The organism is Bacillus sp. NEAU-Y102 (assembly GCF_054788175.1).
Genome location: NZ_JBTWFK010000001.1, coordinates 1,118,060 through 1,134,555, shown reverse-complemented (window position 1 = coordinate 1,134,555; position 16,496 = coordinate 1,118,060). Strand labels below are relative to the sequence as shown.

The 16,496-nt window shown below is 35.3% G+C and carries 24 protein-coding genes; 13 read left to right on the top strand and 11 right to left on the bottom strand.

The genetic code is table 11. From position 1 onward, the window contains the following. Positions 1-3: 3 nt before the first annotated feature. From ACYFX0_RS05680 to ACYFX0_RS05660, 5 genes are all read left to right on the top strand, one after another. On the top strand, positions 4-876 hold the full coding sequence (locus ACYFX0_RS05680) for an ABC transporter ATP-binding protein (RefSeq protein ID WP_000891299.1): 873 nt from the start codon (positions 4-6) through the stop codon (positions 874-876). Continuing rightward, positions 857-1,522 carry an ABC-2 transporter permease gene (locus tag ACYFX0_RS05675; RefSeq protein ID WP_001249441.1) on the top strand — a complete coding sequence of 222 codons (666 nt, stop codon included), beginning with the start codon at positions 857-859 and terminating at the stop codon, positions 1,520-1,522. Before ACYFX0_RS05680 ends, ACYFX0_RS05675 begins: the two co-directional genes overlap by 20 nt. 14 nt (positions 1,523-1,536) lie before the next feature. After that, positions 1,537-2,169: an ABC-2 transporter permease gene (locus ACYFX0_RS05670; protein ID WP_001186571.1), complete on the top strand. Its 633-nt coding sequence runs from the start codon at positions 1,537-1,539 to the stop codon at positions 2,167-2,169. A gap of 32 nt (positions 2,170-2,201) precedes the next feature. After that, a complete protein-coding gene (locus ACYFX0_RS05665; protein ID WP_000595340.1) occupies positions 2,202-2,798 on the top strand; it encodes an ABC-2 transporter permease in 597 nt (198 codons plus the stop codon). A 245-nt stretch (positions 2,799-3,043) separates the two neighbouring features. Beyond that, the gene (locus ACYFX0_RS05660) at positions 3,044-3,232 is read left to right on the top strand and encodes a hypothetical protein (protein ID WP_002082175.1); all 189 of its coding nucleotides are present in this window, start codon (positions 3,044-3,046) and stop codon (positions 3,230-3,232) included. Positions 3,233-3,248: 16 nt separating this feature from the next. On the opposite strand, the gene ACYFX0_RS05655 is transcribed toward ACYFX0_RS05660, so the two are convergent. From ACYFX0_RS05655 to ACYFX0_RS05635, 5 genes are all read right to left on the bottom strand, one after another. After that, positions 3,249-3,506 carry a DUF3975 family protein gene (locus ACYFX0_RS05655; RefSeq protein WP_000265402.1) on the bottom strand — a complete coding sequence of 86 codons (258 nt, stop codon included), beginning with the start codon at positions 3,504-3,506 and terminating at the stop codon, positions 3,249-3,251. A 15-nt stretch (positions 3,507-3,521) separates the two neighbouring features. After that, positions 3,522-3,836 carry a DMT family transporter gene (locus ACYFX0_RS05650; RefSeq protein WP_000312623.1) on the bottom strand — a complete coding sequence of 105 codons (315 nt, stop codon included), beginning with the start codon at positions 3,834-3,836 and terminating at the stop codon, positions 3,522-3,524. Position 3,837: 1 nt separating this feature from the next. Beyond that, positions 3,838-4,170, bottom strand: a complete 333-nt coding sequence (locus ACYFX0_RS05645) for a DMT family transporter (RefSeq protein ID WP_000312340.1) — start codon at positions 4,168-4,170, stop codon at positions 3,838-3,840. Positions 4,171-4,241: 71 nt separating this feature from the next. Beyond that, positions 4,242-4,823, bottom strand: coding sequence for a TetR/AcrR family transcriptional regulator (locus ACYFX0_RS05640; protein WP_002082177.1), 582 nt, complete (start codon positions 4,821-4,823; stop codon positions 4,242-4,244). Positions 4,824-4,919: 96 nt separating this feature from the next. After that, positions 4,920-5,897, bottom strand: a complete 978-nt coding sequence (locus ACYFX0_RS05635) for a LacI family DNA-binding transcriptional regulator (RefSeq protein WP_001273990.1) — start codon at positions 5,895-5,897, stop codon at positions 4,920-4,922. A gap of 390 nt (positions 5,898-6,287) precedes the next feature. Here ACYFX0_RS05635 and ACYFX0_RS05630 point away from each other — a divergent pair, with 390 nt between their 5' ends. Continuing rightward, a complete protein-coding gene (locus ACYFX0_RS05630; RefSeq protein ID WP_033668925.1) occupies positions 6,288-6,824 on the top strand; it encodes a hypothetical protein in 537 nt (178 codons plus the stop codon). 40 nt (positions 6,825-6,864) lie between these two features. On the opposite strand, the gene ACYFX0_RS05625 is transcribed toward ACYFX0_RS05630, so the two are convergent. Continuing rightward, the gene (locus ACYFX0_RS05625; protein WP_000108654.1) at positions 6,865-7,248 is read right to left on the bottom strand and encodes a rhodanese-like domain-containing protein; all 384 of its coding nucleotides are present in this window, start codon (positions 7,246-7,248) and stop codon (positions 6,865-6,867) included. A gap of 170 nt (positions 7,249-7,418) precedes the next feature. On the opposite strand from ACYFX0_RS05625, the gene ACYFX0_RS05620 reads away from it, so the two are divergent. Further along, positions 7,419-8,255 carry a lipoate--protein ligase family protein gene (locus ACYFX0_RS05620; protein WP_000514076.1) on the top strand — a complete coding sequence of 279 codons (837 nt, stop codon included), beginning with the start codon at positions 7,419-7,421 and terminating at the stop codon, positions 8,253-8,255. A gap of 28 nt (positions 8,256-8,283) precedes the next feature. Here the strand turns inward: ACYFX0_RS05620 and ACYFX0_RS05615 are convergent, their stop codons facing one another. From ACYFX0_RS05615 to ACYFX0_RS05605, 3 genes are all read right to left on the bottom strand, one after another. Then, positions 8,284-9,126 carry a hypothetical protein gene (locus tag ACYFX0_RS05615; protein WP_086396370.1) on the bottom strand — a complete coding sequence of 281 codons (843 nt, stop codon included), beginning with the start codon at positions 9,124-9,126 and terminating at the stop codon, positions 8,284-8,286. 200 nt (positions 9,127-9,326) lie between these two features. After that, the gene (locus ACYFX0_RS05610; RefSeq protein WP_000993585.1) at positions 9,327-9,998 is read right to left on the bottom strand and encodes a DUF1129 family protein; all 672 of its coding nucleotides are present in this window, start codon (positions 9,996-9,998) and stop codon (positions 9,327-9,329) included. A gap of 5 nt (positions 9,999-10,003) precedes the next feature. Then, on the bottom strand, positions 10,004-10,321 hold the full coding sequence (locus ACYFX0_RS05605) for a PadR family transcriptional regulator (protein WP_000556083.1): 318 nt from the start codon (positions 10,319-10,321) through the stop codon (positions 10,004-10,006). A gap of 156 nt (positions 10,322-10,477) precedes the next feature. Between ACYFX0_RS05605 and splB the strand changes: the two genes are divergently transcribed. The 3 genes from splB to ACYFX0_RS05590 all read left to right on the top strand — a co-directional run bounded on the left by splB (position 10,478) and on the right by ACYFX0_RS05590 (position 12,793). Continuing rightward, positions 10,478-11,503 carry a spore photoproduct lyase gene (gene splB / locus ACYFX0_RS05600; protein ID WP_000802106.1) on the top strand — a complete coding sequence of 342 codons (1,026 nt, stop codon included), beginning with the start codon at positions 10,478-10,480 and terminating at the stop codon, positions 11,501-11,503. A gap of 144 nt (positions 11,504-11,647) precedes the next feature. Then, positions 11,648-12,076, top strand: coding sequence for a transcriptional regulator MntR (gene mntR / locus ACYFX0_RS05595; protein WP_001143081.1), 429 nt, complete (start codon positions 11,648-11,650; stop codon positions 12,074-12,076). A 54-nt stretch (positions 12,077-12,130) separates the two neighbouring features. After that, complete coding sequence (locus tag ACYFX0_RS05590) at positions 12,131-12,793, top strand: HAD family hydrolase (RefSeq protein WP_137073890.1); 663 nt, start codon at positions 12,131-12,133, stop codon at positions 12,791-12,793. Here ACYFX0_RS05590 and ACYFX0_RS05585 read toward each other — a convergent pair. Both ACYFX0_RS05585 and ACYFX0_RS05580 read right to left on the bottom strand, forming a co-directional pair. After that, on the bottom strand, positions 12,790-13,191 hold the full coding sequence (locus ACYFX0_RS05585) for an SA1362 family protein (RefSeq protein ID WP_106081557.1): 402 nt from the start codon (positions 13,189-13,191) through the stop codon (positions 12,790-12,792). The genes ACYFX0_RS05590 and ACYFX0_RS05585 overlap by 4 nt on opposite strands. Positions 13,192-13,270: 79 nt before the next feature. Next, positions 13,271-14,191 carry a DUF1385 domain-containing protein gene (locus ACYFX0_RS05580; RefSeq protein ID WP_106081558.1) on the bottom strand — a complete coding sequence of 307 codons (921 nt, stop codon included), beginning with the start codon at positions 14,189-14,191 and terminating at the stop codon, positions 13,271-13,273. A 244-nt stretch (positions 14,192-14,435) separates the two neighbouring features. Between ACYFX0_RS05580 and ACYFX0_RS05575 the strand changes: the two genes are divergently transcribed. From ACYFX0_RS05575 to pepQ, 3 genes are read left to right on the top strand one after another with little or no spacing between them, the layout of a single operon-like run. Then, positions 14,436-14,924, top strand: coding sequence for a YqhR family membrane protein (locus tag ACYFX0_RS05575; RefSeq protein ID WP_000076885.1), 489 nt, complete (start codon positions 14,436-14,438; stop codon positions 14,922-14,924). A 51-nt stretch (positions 14,925-14,975) separates the two neighbouring features. After that, positions 14,976-15,416 (top strand): type II 3-dehydroquinate dehydratase, encoded by a 441-nt coding sequence (gene aroQ / locus ACYFX0_RS05570; RefSeq protein WP_000735140.1) that lies wholly within the window; start codon positions 14,976-14,978, stop codon positions 15,414-15,416. A gap of 4 nt (positions 15,417-15,420) precedes the next feature. Further along, on the top strand, positions 15,421-16,482 hold the full coding sequence (pepQ, locus tag ACYFX0_RS05565; RefSeq protein ID WP_000411021.1) for a Xaa-Pro dipeptidase: 1,062 nt from the start codon (positions 15,421-15,423) through the stop codon (positions 16,480-16,482). The last annotated feature ends 14 nt before the right edge of the window (positions 16,483-16,496 follow it).

Below are 16,496 nucleotides of genomic sequence, written 5' to 3'. Positions count from 1 at the left end.
GAGATGTTAGAGCTAAAAAATGTTTGTAAAAGTTATGAAGATTTCGCAGTGAAAAATATAAGTTTTACATTACCACGAGGATATATTATGGGGTTTGTCGGACCGAATGGTGCTGGGAAAAGTACAACGATCAAAATGATTATGAATTTAATTAGAAAAGATAGCGGCAATATAAAAATTTTTGGCAAAGACAATAAGAAAGCCGAAAAGGACATAAAACAAAATATTGGTTTTGTATATGATGAAAACTATTACTACGAAGATTTAACGTGTGAACAAATGAAACGTATTATTGCACCGTTATATAAAAAGTGGGACGAAAATCAATACCAATCGTATATGCACAGATTGCAAGTTCCAAAGTATAAAAAAATTAAAGAGCTATCTAAAGGGATGAAAATGAAGTTTGCGATTGCAATCGCACTTTCACATCATGCCGAATTCATTATTATGGATGAACCGACAGCAGGATTAGATCCAGTTGTTCGGAGCGAATTACTTGATATGTTGCAAGAAATTGTAATGGAAGATGAAGTATCTGTATTATTCTCAACCCACATTACAACGGATTTAGAACGTATTGCAGATTATATTACGTTTATCAATGACGGAGAAATTATATTTACTGGTGAGAAAGATGAATTGATGGAGAACTACGTAAGCGTAAAGGGAAGTAATGATTTATTGGATCGAGAAGGAAAAGAGCTATTTGTTGGATTACGAAAAAACAAATTTGGTTTTGAAGGTTTAGCGAAGGATAAACAAGCAATTATCGATTGGTTTGGAAATGAGGTTGTAATAGAAAAGCCTACATTAGACGATATCATCGTTTACACTGCGAAAGGGAGAGGTGCTTATGCGTCAGCTCATCTATAAAGATTTGTTCTTTTTTCGGGTTACGTGGTTAGTCTATTTTATTATGCCCCTTGTTTTCTTTGGATTAGAGCCAGATGGTGAATTGTTATTTCCGATGAGTTGCTTACTCATAACGATATCATCTTCTATGATACTAATAGCGATGGATGAAAAAAATAAAAGTGATGTTATTATAAATAGTTTACCTGTTGGACGAAAGGATATCATTATTGCTAGATATATTTCGGGTGTAATATTCATTGTAGGTGGCATGATTTCTACTATGCTAGTTGTTTTTCTTATAAGAGGTATCGCTGTCATTGGTGATATTGGAGCTTATCATCCTAATTTGTATATTGAAATTCCTTGGTATGTAGTAGTCAGAGGTGCTGTATATTCTTTAGTTTATATTACAGCATTATTCCCGAGTTATTATGGAACAAAATCAAAAATAGTACGTGGAATATTTACAGGTGGAGCCGCTGGAATAGGTGTTATTGTTGGAATGTTTATTGGTGACGGAGAAAGCGCTACGGCATCATTCATTGATTGGATTGTGAATCCATTACATCTTGGTGTATTTATAGTTGGATTCATTACATTATTTAGTATTTATATCGCTTCTATGTTTCTTACAATTAAAATTTATGAAACGCGTGATTTATAGAGAGGAGAATTTATATGCAGCAATTGATTTTGAAGGAGTTTTTCTTGCAGAAGAAGATGTTTCCTTTATATTTTTTAATACCTATTTTCTCTGTTTTTAGGAATCTAGTCCAACCAATGGGGATTGCAATAGGGTTATTTATAACATGTAGTACGATTATATCTATTTCTTTTTATTATGAAGAGAAAAGTAAAACAGAAAAAATATTAGTGAGTTTGCCTATAACGAGAACAGAGATAGTTATAGCTAAATATATTGCAAGTTCATTATTTATTATGGCTGGTTTGAGTACAACTTTTATAGTCATAATATTAGGAAATATTCTATTGAACAGAGATATAGTTATGCCTGGATATGCAGTATTTTCAGCAATAGTAGCAACTTTGATTTATTGTGCAGTAACGATACCGACTAATTACATTGGGGGATATAAAGTTATTACTGTCTTGAATTTGATTATGCTTTTTCCTTTAATGGGTATGATTGGTCTTATGTGCAATATTTTTGGTGATAAAACAATTATGTTAAAAGTACTTCACTCTCAAGAGGCTACACAAGCAATGGGTGTTCTTGGTATCGGAGTATTAGTGAGTATATTCGTATCAATGTTCCTCTCAATGAAAATGTTTCAGGAGGCAGAGTTATAGAAGGGACATTTTTATATTAGGAGGTGTAATACATGATCAAGCAACTAATTTTAAAAGATTTCATCATTCAATGGAAATTTTTAATTTGGTACATACTGTATCCTGTTTTCTTTTATATGGCCTTAACAGATACGGAAAATCTGTTCATCATTATGTCAGTAATTATTACAATTGGGGCAACAGTAAAAACATTTGAAGCAGATAGTAAAAATGAGAGTGAAGTTATAGTAAATAGTTTACCAATATTGAGAAAACAAATTGTGTATGCGAAATATATAGTAGCAATTATTATTCTTTTTATAAGTGTAACGGTCGGTTGTTTCACGATGGGAATGAAGAGCGGGGTTAACTTATTTGAATTTATTGAAACGACAATAGTTGCTAGTATTAGCTTTATTTTAGTGTATTTAAGCTTTGTATTACCAATATCCTTTTGGCTAGGGTATAAGAAAACTATTTTTATTACGATAGTAATATTCATGGCACCGATAGTTGTTTTAGAAGTTTTGTTTCAAATCAACTTGGAACAAATTCAATTATATAATACCTTGTTATTCTTTGGTTCAATATGCATGTTCATAGCATCTATCTTCGTTTCAGTAAAAATATATGAAAAAAGAGAATTTTAAAAGGTGCCTTAAAAAAGGCACCTTCTTCAATAACGACAATACGAGAGCAGTAGTTTATAAAAAGAAACGCTATTTGGCACATCTTTTGGAGTATGTAATATAAAGCTGAAAACGATGATGAGAATAAGAAATAGGAAAAATAAAAATAGGATTTGTTTATGTATAGAATTTGGCATATTATTCACTCCTTTTTTAGGTAGTCTGTCCAAAAGAAAGGAGTGTATGAAAAATTTTAGGAGGGGAGAATGATGAACAAAAGAAAATGGTTATATAGAATAGGGGTACTTTTCGTTTCAATCGGTCTCATATTAGCAAATTTTTATTCAGACATACCATCACCGTTTCCTAATTTGCATAAAGGGATTGGTATAAGTATTGTCATAGTTGGTCTGTTTTGTCTTATTGCATCTAACTTTTATAGAAAATCTGAATGAATACAAAAAAGGACAGTTACTCTTTTTTAGAAGTACTGTCCTTTTTAAATAACTTATTCCATAGCTTGGCGATACTCCATATAATGACGATTGCAATGGAGGCGATAATGGACCAAACAATCGATATAATTTCAAGTGTCATGTTAGGAAGGAATGTGAGAATGGATAATACTTTATGAAACAATGATTCTATTATATGAAAACTTATTTGTAATAGAATGACAATCCCGAGTGTAATCCATGCTAACAGTTGATTCCCTTTTTCTTTCCACATGACATTCACCTCACGTTAGCTTAATAGTTTTAAGCCAACAGCGCCGCATAAAATGCAGCTTAAGAAAGCAAGACGACGCCAATCCGCTGATTCTCGGAAAATGAGAATGCCTAGAAGTGCACTTCCAGCAGTTCCGATTCCAGTCCAAATCGCGTAAGCAGTTCCCATCGGTAACGTGTTCATCGCAAGAGATAAGAAGAAGAAGCTTACGCCGAAGTTAGCGATTAAAATAACTTTTGGTGCCCAGCCTTTCTTTTCAGTGGCTACTTTCATAAAGAGTACACCAATAATTTCACAAATACCAGCTAGAATTAAAAATACCCAAGCCATTTTATGCAGCCTCCTTCGTTTCTTTTTCTTCTGTTACTCGTTTTAGACCAATTACTCCGAAGAAGATTAAACCGATTAATAAAACTTTTACAATAGAGAAAGGTTCTCCGAAGATGAAAATCTCTGTAAGAACGATTCCGCCAGCTCCGATTCCTGTGAAGACTGCATATACAGTGCCGACAGGTAAATCTTTATAAGCTCTAAATAATAAGACGAAACTAATTGTAATTAATAGAGCAACACCAGCCCACTCAAGTGGTGCCTCCGCTTTTTTTAGTCCAATCACCCAAAAGATTTCAATAATACCAGCGATGATTACATAAATCCATGCCATATGTCATTTCTCCTTCCTACCAGTCGTTAGGTAAAGTGCTTAAAAACGACGCATTGCAAAGGAGCAATCCGTCAGTTTGAAAGTCCACGCCAAAATACTTTCCAAGAAGCGTCTAAACGTGTCTCAAAACGATTTAAACCTGCGTATAATAGTTCAACCATAAGACCATCGAGTAAGCATAGAAAAGCCTCTAAGGCGTCTTTTACTTCAATGTTATGCAGCTCATCTTGTTCGCTTGCTCTTTTAAATACAGGGAATAAAAGTTTTCCGACGTTTTCAATGTGTACATTTGCTTTATCAATAATTTGTTCGCGAAATGCATCAGGCGGAAAATAAGAAGTTCGTAACCAAAACATTGATTCTTCACTTTCACCAAATCGTTTTGCATAGCCTTTTAATAATTTTAAAAGCAATTCTTCAGTGGACGAATTGGAAAAGCTTTCGATATCGCCTGTGAAGCTCTGCAAATCTTTTTGAAGAGCAGATTCTAAGCATATGAAATATAGCTCTTCTTTTCCTTTAAAGTGTGCGTAAATCGATGGTTTTTTAATCCCAACTTCTTGAGCAATATTTGCCAATGAAGTTCCTTCATAGCCGTAGCGTGCAAAATGAGAAAGTGCTACAGCTTTAATGCGGTTTGCTGTCATTTTCATCCCCTACCTACCGTTCGTTAGGTTAATTATATGAGATGAAAAATATAATGTCAATAGGTGAAGAGCTGAAAAAGAGCATTATAGGTAACGCTCTTTTTAGACAGTCTCTCGCTTAATTAAATGGAATGAAAGCTCTTTTGCACTGCCGACAATTTGCTCGCTTTGAATCTGCTTATGGAATAAAGAAAAAGCATGTGAGCCCATTGCGAGACCGGGATGTTCAATTGTGGAAATTTCTAATGCCTTTGAAATTTCATGATTATCAAATCCAAGGATAGCAAGGTCTTCAGGTACTCGGATGCCATGTTTTCGAGCCTCTGTTAATAAACCAGCTGCAACTTGATCGTTCGCTGTGAAAATAGCAGTTGGACGATTTTTCATATTTAAAATACGATGGAGTATTTGTGCTCCGTCCTGCATTGTATAGCATTGGTGGAAAATCCATTCAGGATGCAACGTCTTCCCTTCGTTACAAAGTGTATCGGCGAACGCCTTTTCACGCTCCATGGAATTTACACTTGTTTTTCTCGCTAAACAAATTCCGATCTTTTCATGGCCTTTACTTAGTAAATAGGTAGTACCGAGACGAAAGCCTTCATAATGATCTACGTAGATGGATGAAATGAGGGGATGGTTCATTTTTTCACATGAAATAATAGGGGCAAATTTTGCGAAAGGTTCGATTTGTTCCCAAGAGCTCGTCCGGGAGCAAATAATCATCCCATCAAATTGTTTCATTTTCATCATTTCAAGAACACGAATTTCTTCAAGGCTATCGTAATTTGTTTGGCATAAATTAATGTGATACCCAGCTAATAATGCTTCGTTACCAATTCCTTCAATAATGGTACTGAAGTAGGGGAGGTTAATGAAAGGGAGCATAACGCCAATTGTATATGTTTTCCCTCTTATTAAATGGACAGCATTTATATTTTTTGCGTAGTTTAATTCTTCAACAGCATCTAGAACACGCTTACGCTTTTCTTCTTTTACGTAAGGGTGATTATTCAGGACACGAGAAACAGTTGATATCGATACACCAGCAGTTTTAGCAATTTGTTTTATATTGGCCATATGTATCACCTCTTTCTCTTATTATAAAGGGAAAATAATAAGAAAGAAAAAATCTTGACCTGAAAAGCTTTTCACAAACTATGGTATTAATAAGACTTCTTTTTATTCGCGTAACCTTTTCACTTGGGCGTAAGAATGATAGGGGTCTTTTTTGTTTGCAAAAAGTGTTGTCAAAATGTGTGAGAATAACGTGGAAAGTTTTCAAAGGTGTAGTTTGGTGACAAAGCGAATATGAAGAGCATATAAAGTGAAACTTTAATCAGTGGGCGCCATCCCCCACTGATTATTAGCCGGCACTAATCGGGCCGTTAGTGCGGGATCAACGCTTCGTTCGTTAAGAGAGCGGTATGAAAGGGCGGAAACAAATTGAAAAAAAGAATCATTTGTTTCGTGTTTTCTAGTTTTGTACTTAGTTCGTGTTCGTTTCAGCAAACGATGCAAGAAGAAAAACACTTTGTGGGAACAACAGGAGGAGCTATGGATCGTGTTACGGATCCTATTCCGCTAAAGGAAATTCCAAAATATTTTCCGGTGAAGTTTAAAGTTCCAACGTTTTTACCGTACGACATTATAAGTGATGTAAAGGGTGAAGTAAGAACGCTTGGGAAAAAGAAGGCTGTCTTAACGATTAAATATAAACAGCAGGAGCAAGGTAGAAATGAGTATATTGAGTTAAATGTCGCGAACTTTCCTTATAGTTTTCCGGATTTCGTGGAAGAGAAGCGATTTCAAGAACAAATGAAACTAAATAATGGAACGTCTGCTTATTTTAAAAATAAAGATGATTATGAACGTGGTGACGAATTTGCTACGCTTCTATGGAAAGAGAAAGGAATTGAATATCAGCTATTGTATCGGAATGTAGAAGAGAGCGATAAAGACACGATTAAGCAAAATTTATTATACATTGCGAATAAGATGAAATGAAAAAACTAGCTGATTTATTCAGCTAGTTTTTTGTATGTTATTATTTCTTTTTAATTTTGCCTGTCCAAGATTTAAATCCACCTTGTAATTGGTAGAAATCTTTGTAGCCTTGTTTTTTTAAGTATTGCGCTGCACGACCTGTACGGAATCCGCTTTGGCAATATAAGTAAACAGGTTGATCTTGACGAAGTTCTTTATGGCGAAGGCGAATTTGTGATAACGGAATGTTACGTGCACCTAAAATGTGCCCTGCGTTATATTCATCTGTTTCACGAATATCGATAAGCTGTGCTTTACGGTAGCCAGCGCGAAATTCTTCTTCTGTAAGAGTTTTAATTAATTTTTTCTGATAGAAGTACATCCATACAGTGTAGCCGATGAATGCTACGATTACGGCTAATAAAATAATCCAAGTTGTTGACACGATTCTATCGCTCCCTTTTTTCTTATCCTACTTTCAATATTATAATGCCCATATGTATTTATGCAACAGATTCATTTGCATATAAGAAGAAATTTCATATTCTTTCACAAATTTTGTCGAATTTGGTAGACTAGAGAATGTGAAAAATACTTGGTTATATGAGGTGCAGGATGGGAAAAGAAAAATGGTGTTATATTAACTCTGGTCAATGTTCACCGGCATTTAATATGGCGTTAGATGAATGTTTATTAAATTGGCAAAGTGAAAAGAAAATGCCACCAACAATTCGTTTTTATGAATGGGAAGTACCAACATTAACAGTTGGATATTTTCAACGTGTTGAAAAAGATATTAATATGGATGTAGTTAACGAAAAGAAATATGGATTCGTTCGTCGTCAAACAGGCGGCAGGGGTGTACTACATGACAAAGAGTTAACGTATAGTGTTATTGTGTCTGAAGATCATCCGAATATGCCGAAAACAGTTACAGAAGCGTATCGTGTTATTTCGCAAGGCTTATTAGATGGTTTTAAGGCATTAGGGCTAGAAGCATATTATGCAGTTCCAAAAACAGAAGCAGATCGTGAAAATTTAAAAAATCCACGTTCAGGCGTATGTTTTGATGCACCATCTTGGTATGAAATTGTAGTGGAAGGAAGAAAAATTGCTGGTAGTGCTCAAACACGTCAAAAAGGTGTTATTTTACAGCATGGATCGATTCCATTAGAAATTGATTTAGATGAACTATATGATCTATTTTTATTCCCAAATGAACGTGTGAAGGAACGTATGAAAAGTATGTTTTCTTCTAAAGCGGTAGCAATTAATGAATTAACAGACCGTACATTTACGATAGAACAGTTAATTAAAGCGTTTGAAATTGGGTTTGAAAAAGGATTGGATGTAGAACTTGTTCCATATGAATTAACAGAAGAACAGTTACATGAAGTTCAAACGTTAGCGAAAGAGAAGTATGAAAGTAATGAGTGGAATTATAAAAAATAAGAGATGGCAATTGCCACCTCTTATTTTTTTATAGTAAATTAAGTACTTTTTCTACTTTGATTCCTTTATCTTGTAAAGAACGAAGGCGACTTACAACGTCCATAATTTCTTTGTCAAATGTAACGCTAATACCTTGGCTTTGTAGTTCTTCTTTTAAGCTTTCAATAGAATCATCTATGTCGATGCCAAGCTCGTAATCTTGACAAACTTCAATTGTCTTTTTCACGAGTTTAACATAATTTTCTTGTAGTTTTGAATTTGTTTCAGTCAAAGCAGGCTGCTTCGGTTTTGTAGGAGCAACCGGTGCTGTTTCTTGCTTTGTAACTGGAGTAGGGACTACTTTTTTCACAGGTGCTGGAGTAGTTAGTTCTACAGCCGCTTCTACACTTACTGGCTTCGGTGTCGGTACCGGAGTAGGCTTAGGTGCCATAGCAGGTGTTTCCACACGCGTAACAGGCTTAGGAGCGGGTGTAATTGCTTTTGGAGCTTCTACAACTACTTCTTTTTTCGGCGCTGCTTCTACCTGTGTTTCTTCTTGCTCGGCAGCGTCTTTATTTTCTTTACTCCACATAACGCGTTCAATTTCTAGAGAAACATTGTTTTTGTTCATCGCTGTTAATGTAACTTTACCAACTTCAGCGTTTCCAGTGAAATCAACAATTTTATAAATAACACTCTTGTTCCAATCCACGTTTCCGCTCAAAAATAATTCTTCGTTACATTTCGGCGTTAAGCCCTCGATTTTAATTTCTGCGTTTACACCGTTTTCACTATATACCATAATTAGCGAAGCATTTACATCTTCGTCTGCTAACATTAGTTCACGTACCATTTTGCCGGTGCGTACTTGCGTTTTCTTCTTAACTGACATCTAATTTCTCCTCTCAAAAATTCAGTAATAATAAAAAAATCGTATAACGAAAAATAATTGCTCACGAAGATTTATGATACCGATAATAAAAGCATCACGTCAACAATTAACTTTAATTATTTTGCATTTTTCTTATTTTCTTTATGAAATTTTTCAATTTGTAAAATTAGACAGAAGAAAAACAGCCTTTTGAAGGGCTGTTAAAAATTTGATTTTTTGTATAGTAATTTATATAAAATAAAAAATAAGATAGCAATTAAGGCACTTTGCCAAAAGTTTAGATGGTAAATGAGATAAGGTTGCTTTTGGAAATAAATATTTAAGAATACAGCGGAACAAAATGGAGTAGCAAATGCGAATCCAAATAGAATTCTTCTTTTCCAATTCATTTTCTGATCAAAGGAGTAACGCTTTAATAAATATAAAATAAATAGTATACCTAGTATAATTATTGAAACAGACAAAGTAGTTCCAAGGATGCTAAAAGGCGGACTTGATAATGTATTGTTTTTTTCAAAGAGAAACATAAAAAATGAAATAATTGCATTTATGCCAAACTGTATAGCAAGAAGTAAGCTAATAGAAAATCCAATTAAAGAAGTTTTTTCTAACTTTGTTTGAGTTGGTAAAGCTGATATAAGTTCATCGCAATAAGATTGTAAATTATCTCCAAAGATGTCATAAGCGTTTTTATTTTCTGCTTGTGCTTCGATGAGGTGATCTAATATTTCTAGTAACAGTTCCTCCATTTGTTGCTCGGGTACGTTTGATATTCGAAGATATACTAACATATCACCATAAGCAGCCTCGTTTTCGGAAGTTAGAAGCTCACGTTTTTTATTATTCAATTCAATCATGTCTTGTGCATTCATCCCTATCACTCCCCCTGTAATAAGTTATTTACCGTAGTAGAAACCATTCCCCAGCTTTGTTTAAATTCTTCAAGTTGTTCTAACCCTTTATCGGTTACGTGATAATATTTTCGCTTTGGACCGAGTGAGGAAGCTTTTAATGTTCCTTCAATCAATTTTTCTTTTTGCATACGTAACAATAACGGATATATGCTTCCTTCGCTTACGAATGTAAAGCCGTGCTTATTTAATTTTGTACTCAGTTCATATCCGTACACTTCTTCTTGTGAAATAATGTATAGGATGCAACCTTCGAGCACTCCTTTTAACATTTGGCTGTGCATGATTTCACCACCTTTTATTTAGGTAACTTGCTGTGCAAGGTAGCTGTTATCCAAATTATAACATTAAGTAACTTGCAAAGCAAGTTACTGAAGTGGAAAACTTTAATGAGTGTTAATTTTTCAATGCTTCCCATACTAACGAGAGGAGGGAAGCATATGAAACCATTTATGCCAAAACTCGTTTACTTTGAACCAAAGGCACTTGAATATCCACTTGGAAAAGAGCTTTATGAGAAGTTTACGAAGATGGGATTAGAAATTCGTGAAACGACATCACATAATCAAATTAGAAATTTGCCAGGAGAAAATGATTTGCAAAAGTATCGTAATGCAAAGGCTACACTTGTCGTTGGAGTGAGGAAGACGCTAAAGTTTGATACGTCAAAACCGTCAGCTGAATATGCAATTCCGCTCGCAACAGGGTGTATGGGACATTGTCATTATTGCTATTTGCAAACGACACTTGGGAGTAAGCCTTACGTTCGTGTGTATGTCAATCTTGATGAAATATTTGAGAAGGCAAAGCAATATATGGATGAAAGGGCACCTGAAATAACAAGATTTGAAGCAGCGTGTACATCAGACATTGTTGGAATTGATCATTTAACACATGCATTAAAGCGGGCGATTGAATTCATTGGAGAAAGTGAATATGGGCGCTTACGTTTCGTCACGAAATATTCGCACGTTGATCATTTATTAGATGCAAAGCATAATGGGAAAACTCGTTTTCGATTTAGTATAAATTCACGATATGTAATTAAAAATTTTGAACCAGGGACATCGCCGTTTGAGGAGCGAATAGAGGCTGCACGTAAAGTAGCAGGTGCGGGTTATCCACTTGGATTTATAGTTGCGCCGCTTTATATGCATGAAGGGTGGGAAGAAGGATACCGTGAACTATTTGAGCGACTGTACAATGCACTAAAAGATTTGTCGATACCAAATTTAACATTTGAATTAATTCAACATCGCTTTACAAAACCGGCAAAAAAGGTCATTCAAGAGCGTTATCCGAAGACGAAACTTGAAATGGATGAAGAGAAGCGTAAATATAAATGGGGACGATACGGCATCGGAAAATATGTATATAAAAAAGATGAAGCAGCAGTATTGGAAGAAACGATAAGAGGTTATATAAATGAGTTTTTTCCTAATGCAGAAATACAATACTTTACTTAAGGGGAGTCTGTATGCAAATACAGATTCTTTTTTGTTTTATATATTTAGGCTCGTTTCCACCTTGTCACGTTATTCTTTCTGGTGTATCATTTTATTGATTGCTTCGTACGGAATAAGCAAAATGAACTTGGATGGAGGAAACCGATGCCTACCCCTAGTATGGAAGATTATATTGAACAAATTTATTTGTTGATTGATGAAAAGGGTTATGCCCGCGTATCTGATATTGCTGAAGCGCTTAGTGTACATCCATCCTCTGTAACAAAAATGGTGCAAAAATTAGACAAAGATGAATATCTAATTTATGAAAAATATAGAGGGCTCGTATTAACAACAAAAGGTAAAAAAATCGGAGAACGTCTCGTATATCGTCATGACTTGCTAGAGCAATTTATGCGTATTATCGGTGTGGATGAAGGTAAAATTTACAATGATGTAGAAGGAATTGAGCATCATTTAAGTTGGGAAGCGATTGATCGCATTGGTGATTTAGTGGAATACTTTGAACAAGATGCAGTCCGAGTGGAAACACTTCGCGGTGTTCAAAGAGCAAATGAAGAGAAAAGTAATTAAGGGGAACGTATGGCGTTTCCTTTTTTATTTCAATTCGAAAAGGATGGGAGAATTATGAAAGCAATTATTTTTGATTTTGATGGATTAATTGTGGACACAGAAACGATATGGTTTCACTCTTTCAGAGATGCTGTTCGTGAATACGGCGAAGAACTACCTTTAGAGGAATTTGCGAAATGCATCGGAACAACAGATGAGGTACTTTATGCATATTTAAATGATCAATTAAAAGAGAAGTTTAACAAAAGTGCATTAAAAGAAAAAGTGGCAACTTTACATAAAGAGAAAATGAAAATAACAGAAGCTCGTGATGGGGTAAAAGAATATTTAGAAGAAGCGAAAGAAATGGGATTAAAAATCGCACTAGCTTCTAGTTCGTCTAGAGAATGGGTTATTCATTTTTTAGAAGAGCTACAGATTCGAGATTATTTTGAAGTTATTAAAACGAGAGAAGATGTTGAGAAGGTAAAACCAGATCCAGCTCTTTATCGAATTGCAATAGAAGAATTAGGAATTAAGCCGTCTGAAGCTGTTGTGTTTGAAGATTCATTAAATGGATTGAGAGCAGCAATTGCAGCGGGATTAACGTGCGTTGTGGTACCTAATGATGTGACACGGAATTTACCATTTGAAAATCATCATCTTCGAATTGAAAGTATGAGAGAGAAAAGTTTAAAAGAAGTGCTTCAAAGTATAAAAAAAGACCGTATTTCCTAAAAGGAAGCACGGTCTTTCTTTTTGCTTTTTTTGCCTTCAATGACAGTTAAATGAGACTGTTTTCTTTTTCGTTTCAAAGTGGAAGAATTCCCTTTTTTACTTTTGTCATTAGAAGTATTTGACTTAAAGAAAGAATTGCCTAGGGGTGCTACATTTTGTTTCCCATGTTTGCGGTTCGATTGTTTTGCCGCACGCTTATATGAGCTTTGCGATTTTGCAGAACCACTGGAATTTGTAAACATCTTGTATAGCAAGTAAAAGATACCGACAACAAGTAACATGTACCCGATATTTCTTAATACACCCATGGGATTTGTAATAACAGATGAAACAAGGCCGAATATTGCCAATCCGATAATAAGCACAAATATAGCGAAAGTAAACGAACGACCGTTCATAAGGGACACCTCCTAAAAACGTATATTAAAATTAGTATATTAACGATGAGGAAAGGAGTTGAACACCATTTTTAAATAATTATTGTTTGTTCTCTAAACGTAATAATTCTTCAAACGATGCAATTGCTACTTCCACTTGATCATCTGTTGGTTCTTTCGTTGTTAATAGTTGTAGCCATAATCCAGGATATCCAAGTACGCGTAATACGGGAATATCTCGTAATCGATTTGTAAATTGCAATACTTCAAAAGAAATACCAAGTACAACTGGAATTAATAAAATTCTGTTTATAACTCGTGCCCAAAGAGGATCTGTAGGGACTAGGAAATAAACGAACATTCCAATAATGACTGTAAATATAATAAAGCTACTGCCGCATCTATAATGGAGACGAGTTTGCTTTTGAACGTTTTCTACAGTCAGAGGAAGGTTATTCTCATAAGCATTGATTACCTTATGCTCTGCACCGTGATACTGAAATACCCGCTTAATAAGTGGGGTTAAAGAAATAAAGTATATATAGCTCAATAATAGCATGAGCTTAATGACACTTTCGACAATGATTTGCCCAGTATGAGATGGGAAAATCGGTCTTGTTAATTCAGCTAATAGTGCAGGAACTGCTGTGAAAATGACTTTACCGAATATGAAAGATAAAACGCCAACAGCTGCAACTCCTAATACCATCGTTAATTTTGATTGTTCTTCTTTTTTATTAGCAATTTGTTCATCATCTTCTGGGTAGACGTCAAATCGTTCAGAAGCGAAGTTTAAATGCTTTGCTCCATTCGCACTTGCATCCACAATAGCGGCAATCCCTCGTAAAAATGGAATTTTTTTTAGGATAGATAATACTTTATTACGAACGCGTGGTAATCGATAAAATTCAATCGATTTATCTTTACGACGAACCGCTGTAACAGTATATTCTCTACCGCCAAACATAACTCCTTCTATGACCGCTTGCCCGCCATATATTTGTTTTGACTCTTCTGCCATGTTAACACCAACCTGTATTTGTTTCTCTCTTATGTAGAAAAAGAGGCAATTGTCATACTGGGTTCTGTCGTTTTGAAATAAGACAATCACCGAGTTTCCTTTATTTTATCGGCAAATACAAGTAGATGACAAGGGAAAATATTATGAGAGTCGGACATTTCTTATTCTTTTTATAGACAAATTTCGCAGGATTTAAACATGCTTCAAAATAGTTTCGGGCATACTATTGAGCGGAGGTGTCGATGTGAGTCAAGAACAATTAGGAACAAGGAATTTTGTGCAGATCGGTTTGTTTGGTGGAATCTTTTGGGGCGGGATATGGTATTTCCTTCATATATTTTCATTCACGGAGGCGGGACCGAATTATTTCCTTTTACCATTTGCGTTTGGAAGTTGGAAAGAGGGGGTATGGGGCAATGTGTCCGGAATAGTGTGTATGGGACTTCTTTCAATTTTGATTGCCTTTTTATATAAAGCATTTTTTGCAAAGTTTGAAGGGATTATTGCGGGAATTATTTATGGGCTATTTTGGTGGGCATTACTGTTTTTGGGGATGGGTTTAATGGCTCCTGTTATTAAAAGTGCGCTCCATTTGCCAAAAGAGACAATTGTAACGACAATATGTATTTTTATATTATATGGTGTGTTTATAGCATATTCTGTTTCTTATGCAGTAAATAGCAATAAAGTAGAACAAGAAGGGCAAGAGAAGACGAACTATTCAAATAAGTAACTCCTATGTTAAAATATTGTATAGATATTAATATTAAGGAGTTTTAAGAATATGAAAAAGTTACTCCTCGTAAACGGTCCTAACCTAAATCGCCTCGGTGTTCGTGAGGTAAATGTATATGGAAAGGGCACGCTAGCGACACTTGAAGCAGATATGAAGCAAGAAGCAGAAACAATGGGAGTGGAGTTAGAATGTTTCCAATCGAATCATGAAGGTGCCATTATCGACATTATTCATGAAGCGGAAGATATATATGAAGGGATCATTTTAAATCCGGGAGCATTTACGCATTATAGCTATGCGATTCGTGATGCCATTGCGAGCATTTCGATTCCTGTTATTGAAGTACATATTTCTAACATTCATCAGCGTGAATCATTCCGTCATGAATCTGTGACGGCAGCTGTTTGTGCAGGTCAAATTGTAGGATTTGGTTTTTATGGCTATAAGTTAGCGTTATTTGCATTAATGGAGAAATTGAGGGAGGCATAGAGTAATGGAGAAAATTGAAGGATTACGAAGTGCATTTGATGAGGCTGGCATTGACGGTATTTTGTTAACAAATGAACATAGTCGTAGATATATGGCTAACTTCACAGGAACAGCAGGCGTTGTTCTTATTTCAAAAGATCGTGCTCAATTTATTACAGATTTCCGTTACGTCGAGCAGGCAAGTAAACAAGCGGTTGGATATGAGGTTGTACAGCACGCAGGATTGATCATTGATGAAGTGGCAAAGCAAGTGAAAGAGCTTGGAATTCAAAAACTTGGTTTTGAGCAAGATACTCTTACATATAGTTCTTATTCAGTGCATAAGGAAGCGATTGATGCTGAATTTATCCCGACTTCTGGACTTGTAGAAAAGTTACGCTTGATAAAGACTGATTCAGAGATTAAGATATTAAAGGAAGCTGCACAGATTGCAGATGCTGCCTTTGAGCATATTCTATCATTCATTCGCCCGGGAGTATCTGAAATTGAAGTGTCAAATGAACTTGAATTTTTCATGAGAAAACAAGGAGCAACATCTTCTTCGTTTGATATTATCGTTGCTTCAGGTCTTCGTTCGGCATTACCGCACGGCGTGGCATCTGAAAAAGTGATAGAAACAGGAGATTTCGTTACATTAGACTTCGGCGCTTATTACAAAGGATATTGCTCTGATATTACTCGTACGATTGCAGTCGGTGAACCATCTGATAAATTAAAAGAAATTTATAATATCGTTTTAGAAGCACAACTACGTGGTGTGAACGGTATTAAAGCTGGTTTAACAGGTCGCGAGGCTGATGCGCTAACGCGTGACTACATAACGGAAAAAGGATATGGTGAATACTTTGGACACACTACTGGTCATGGAATAGGTCTTGAACTCCATGAAGCACCAGGTTTAGCGTTCCGTTCTGATACAGTACTTGAACCAGGTATGGCTGTAACAGTAGAGCCAGGTATTTATATTCCAGGTATTGGCGGCGTACGTATTGAAGATGATATCATTGTGACAAGTGAAGGTAATGAAGTAATTACGAAATCACCAAAAGAACTTATTATTTTGTAATACACAGGAGGATT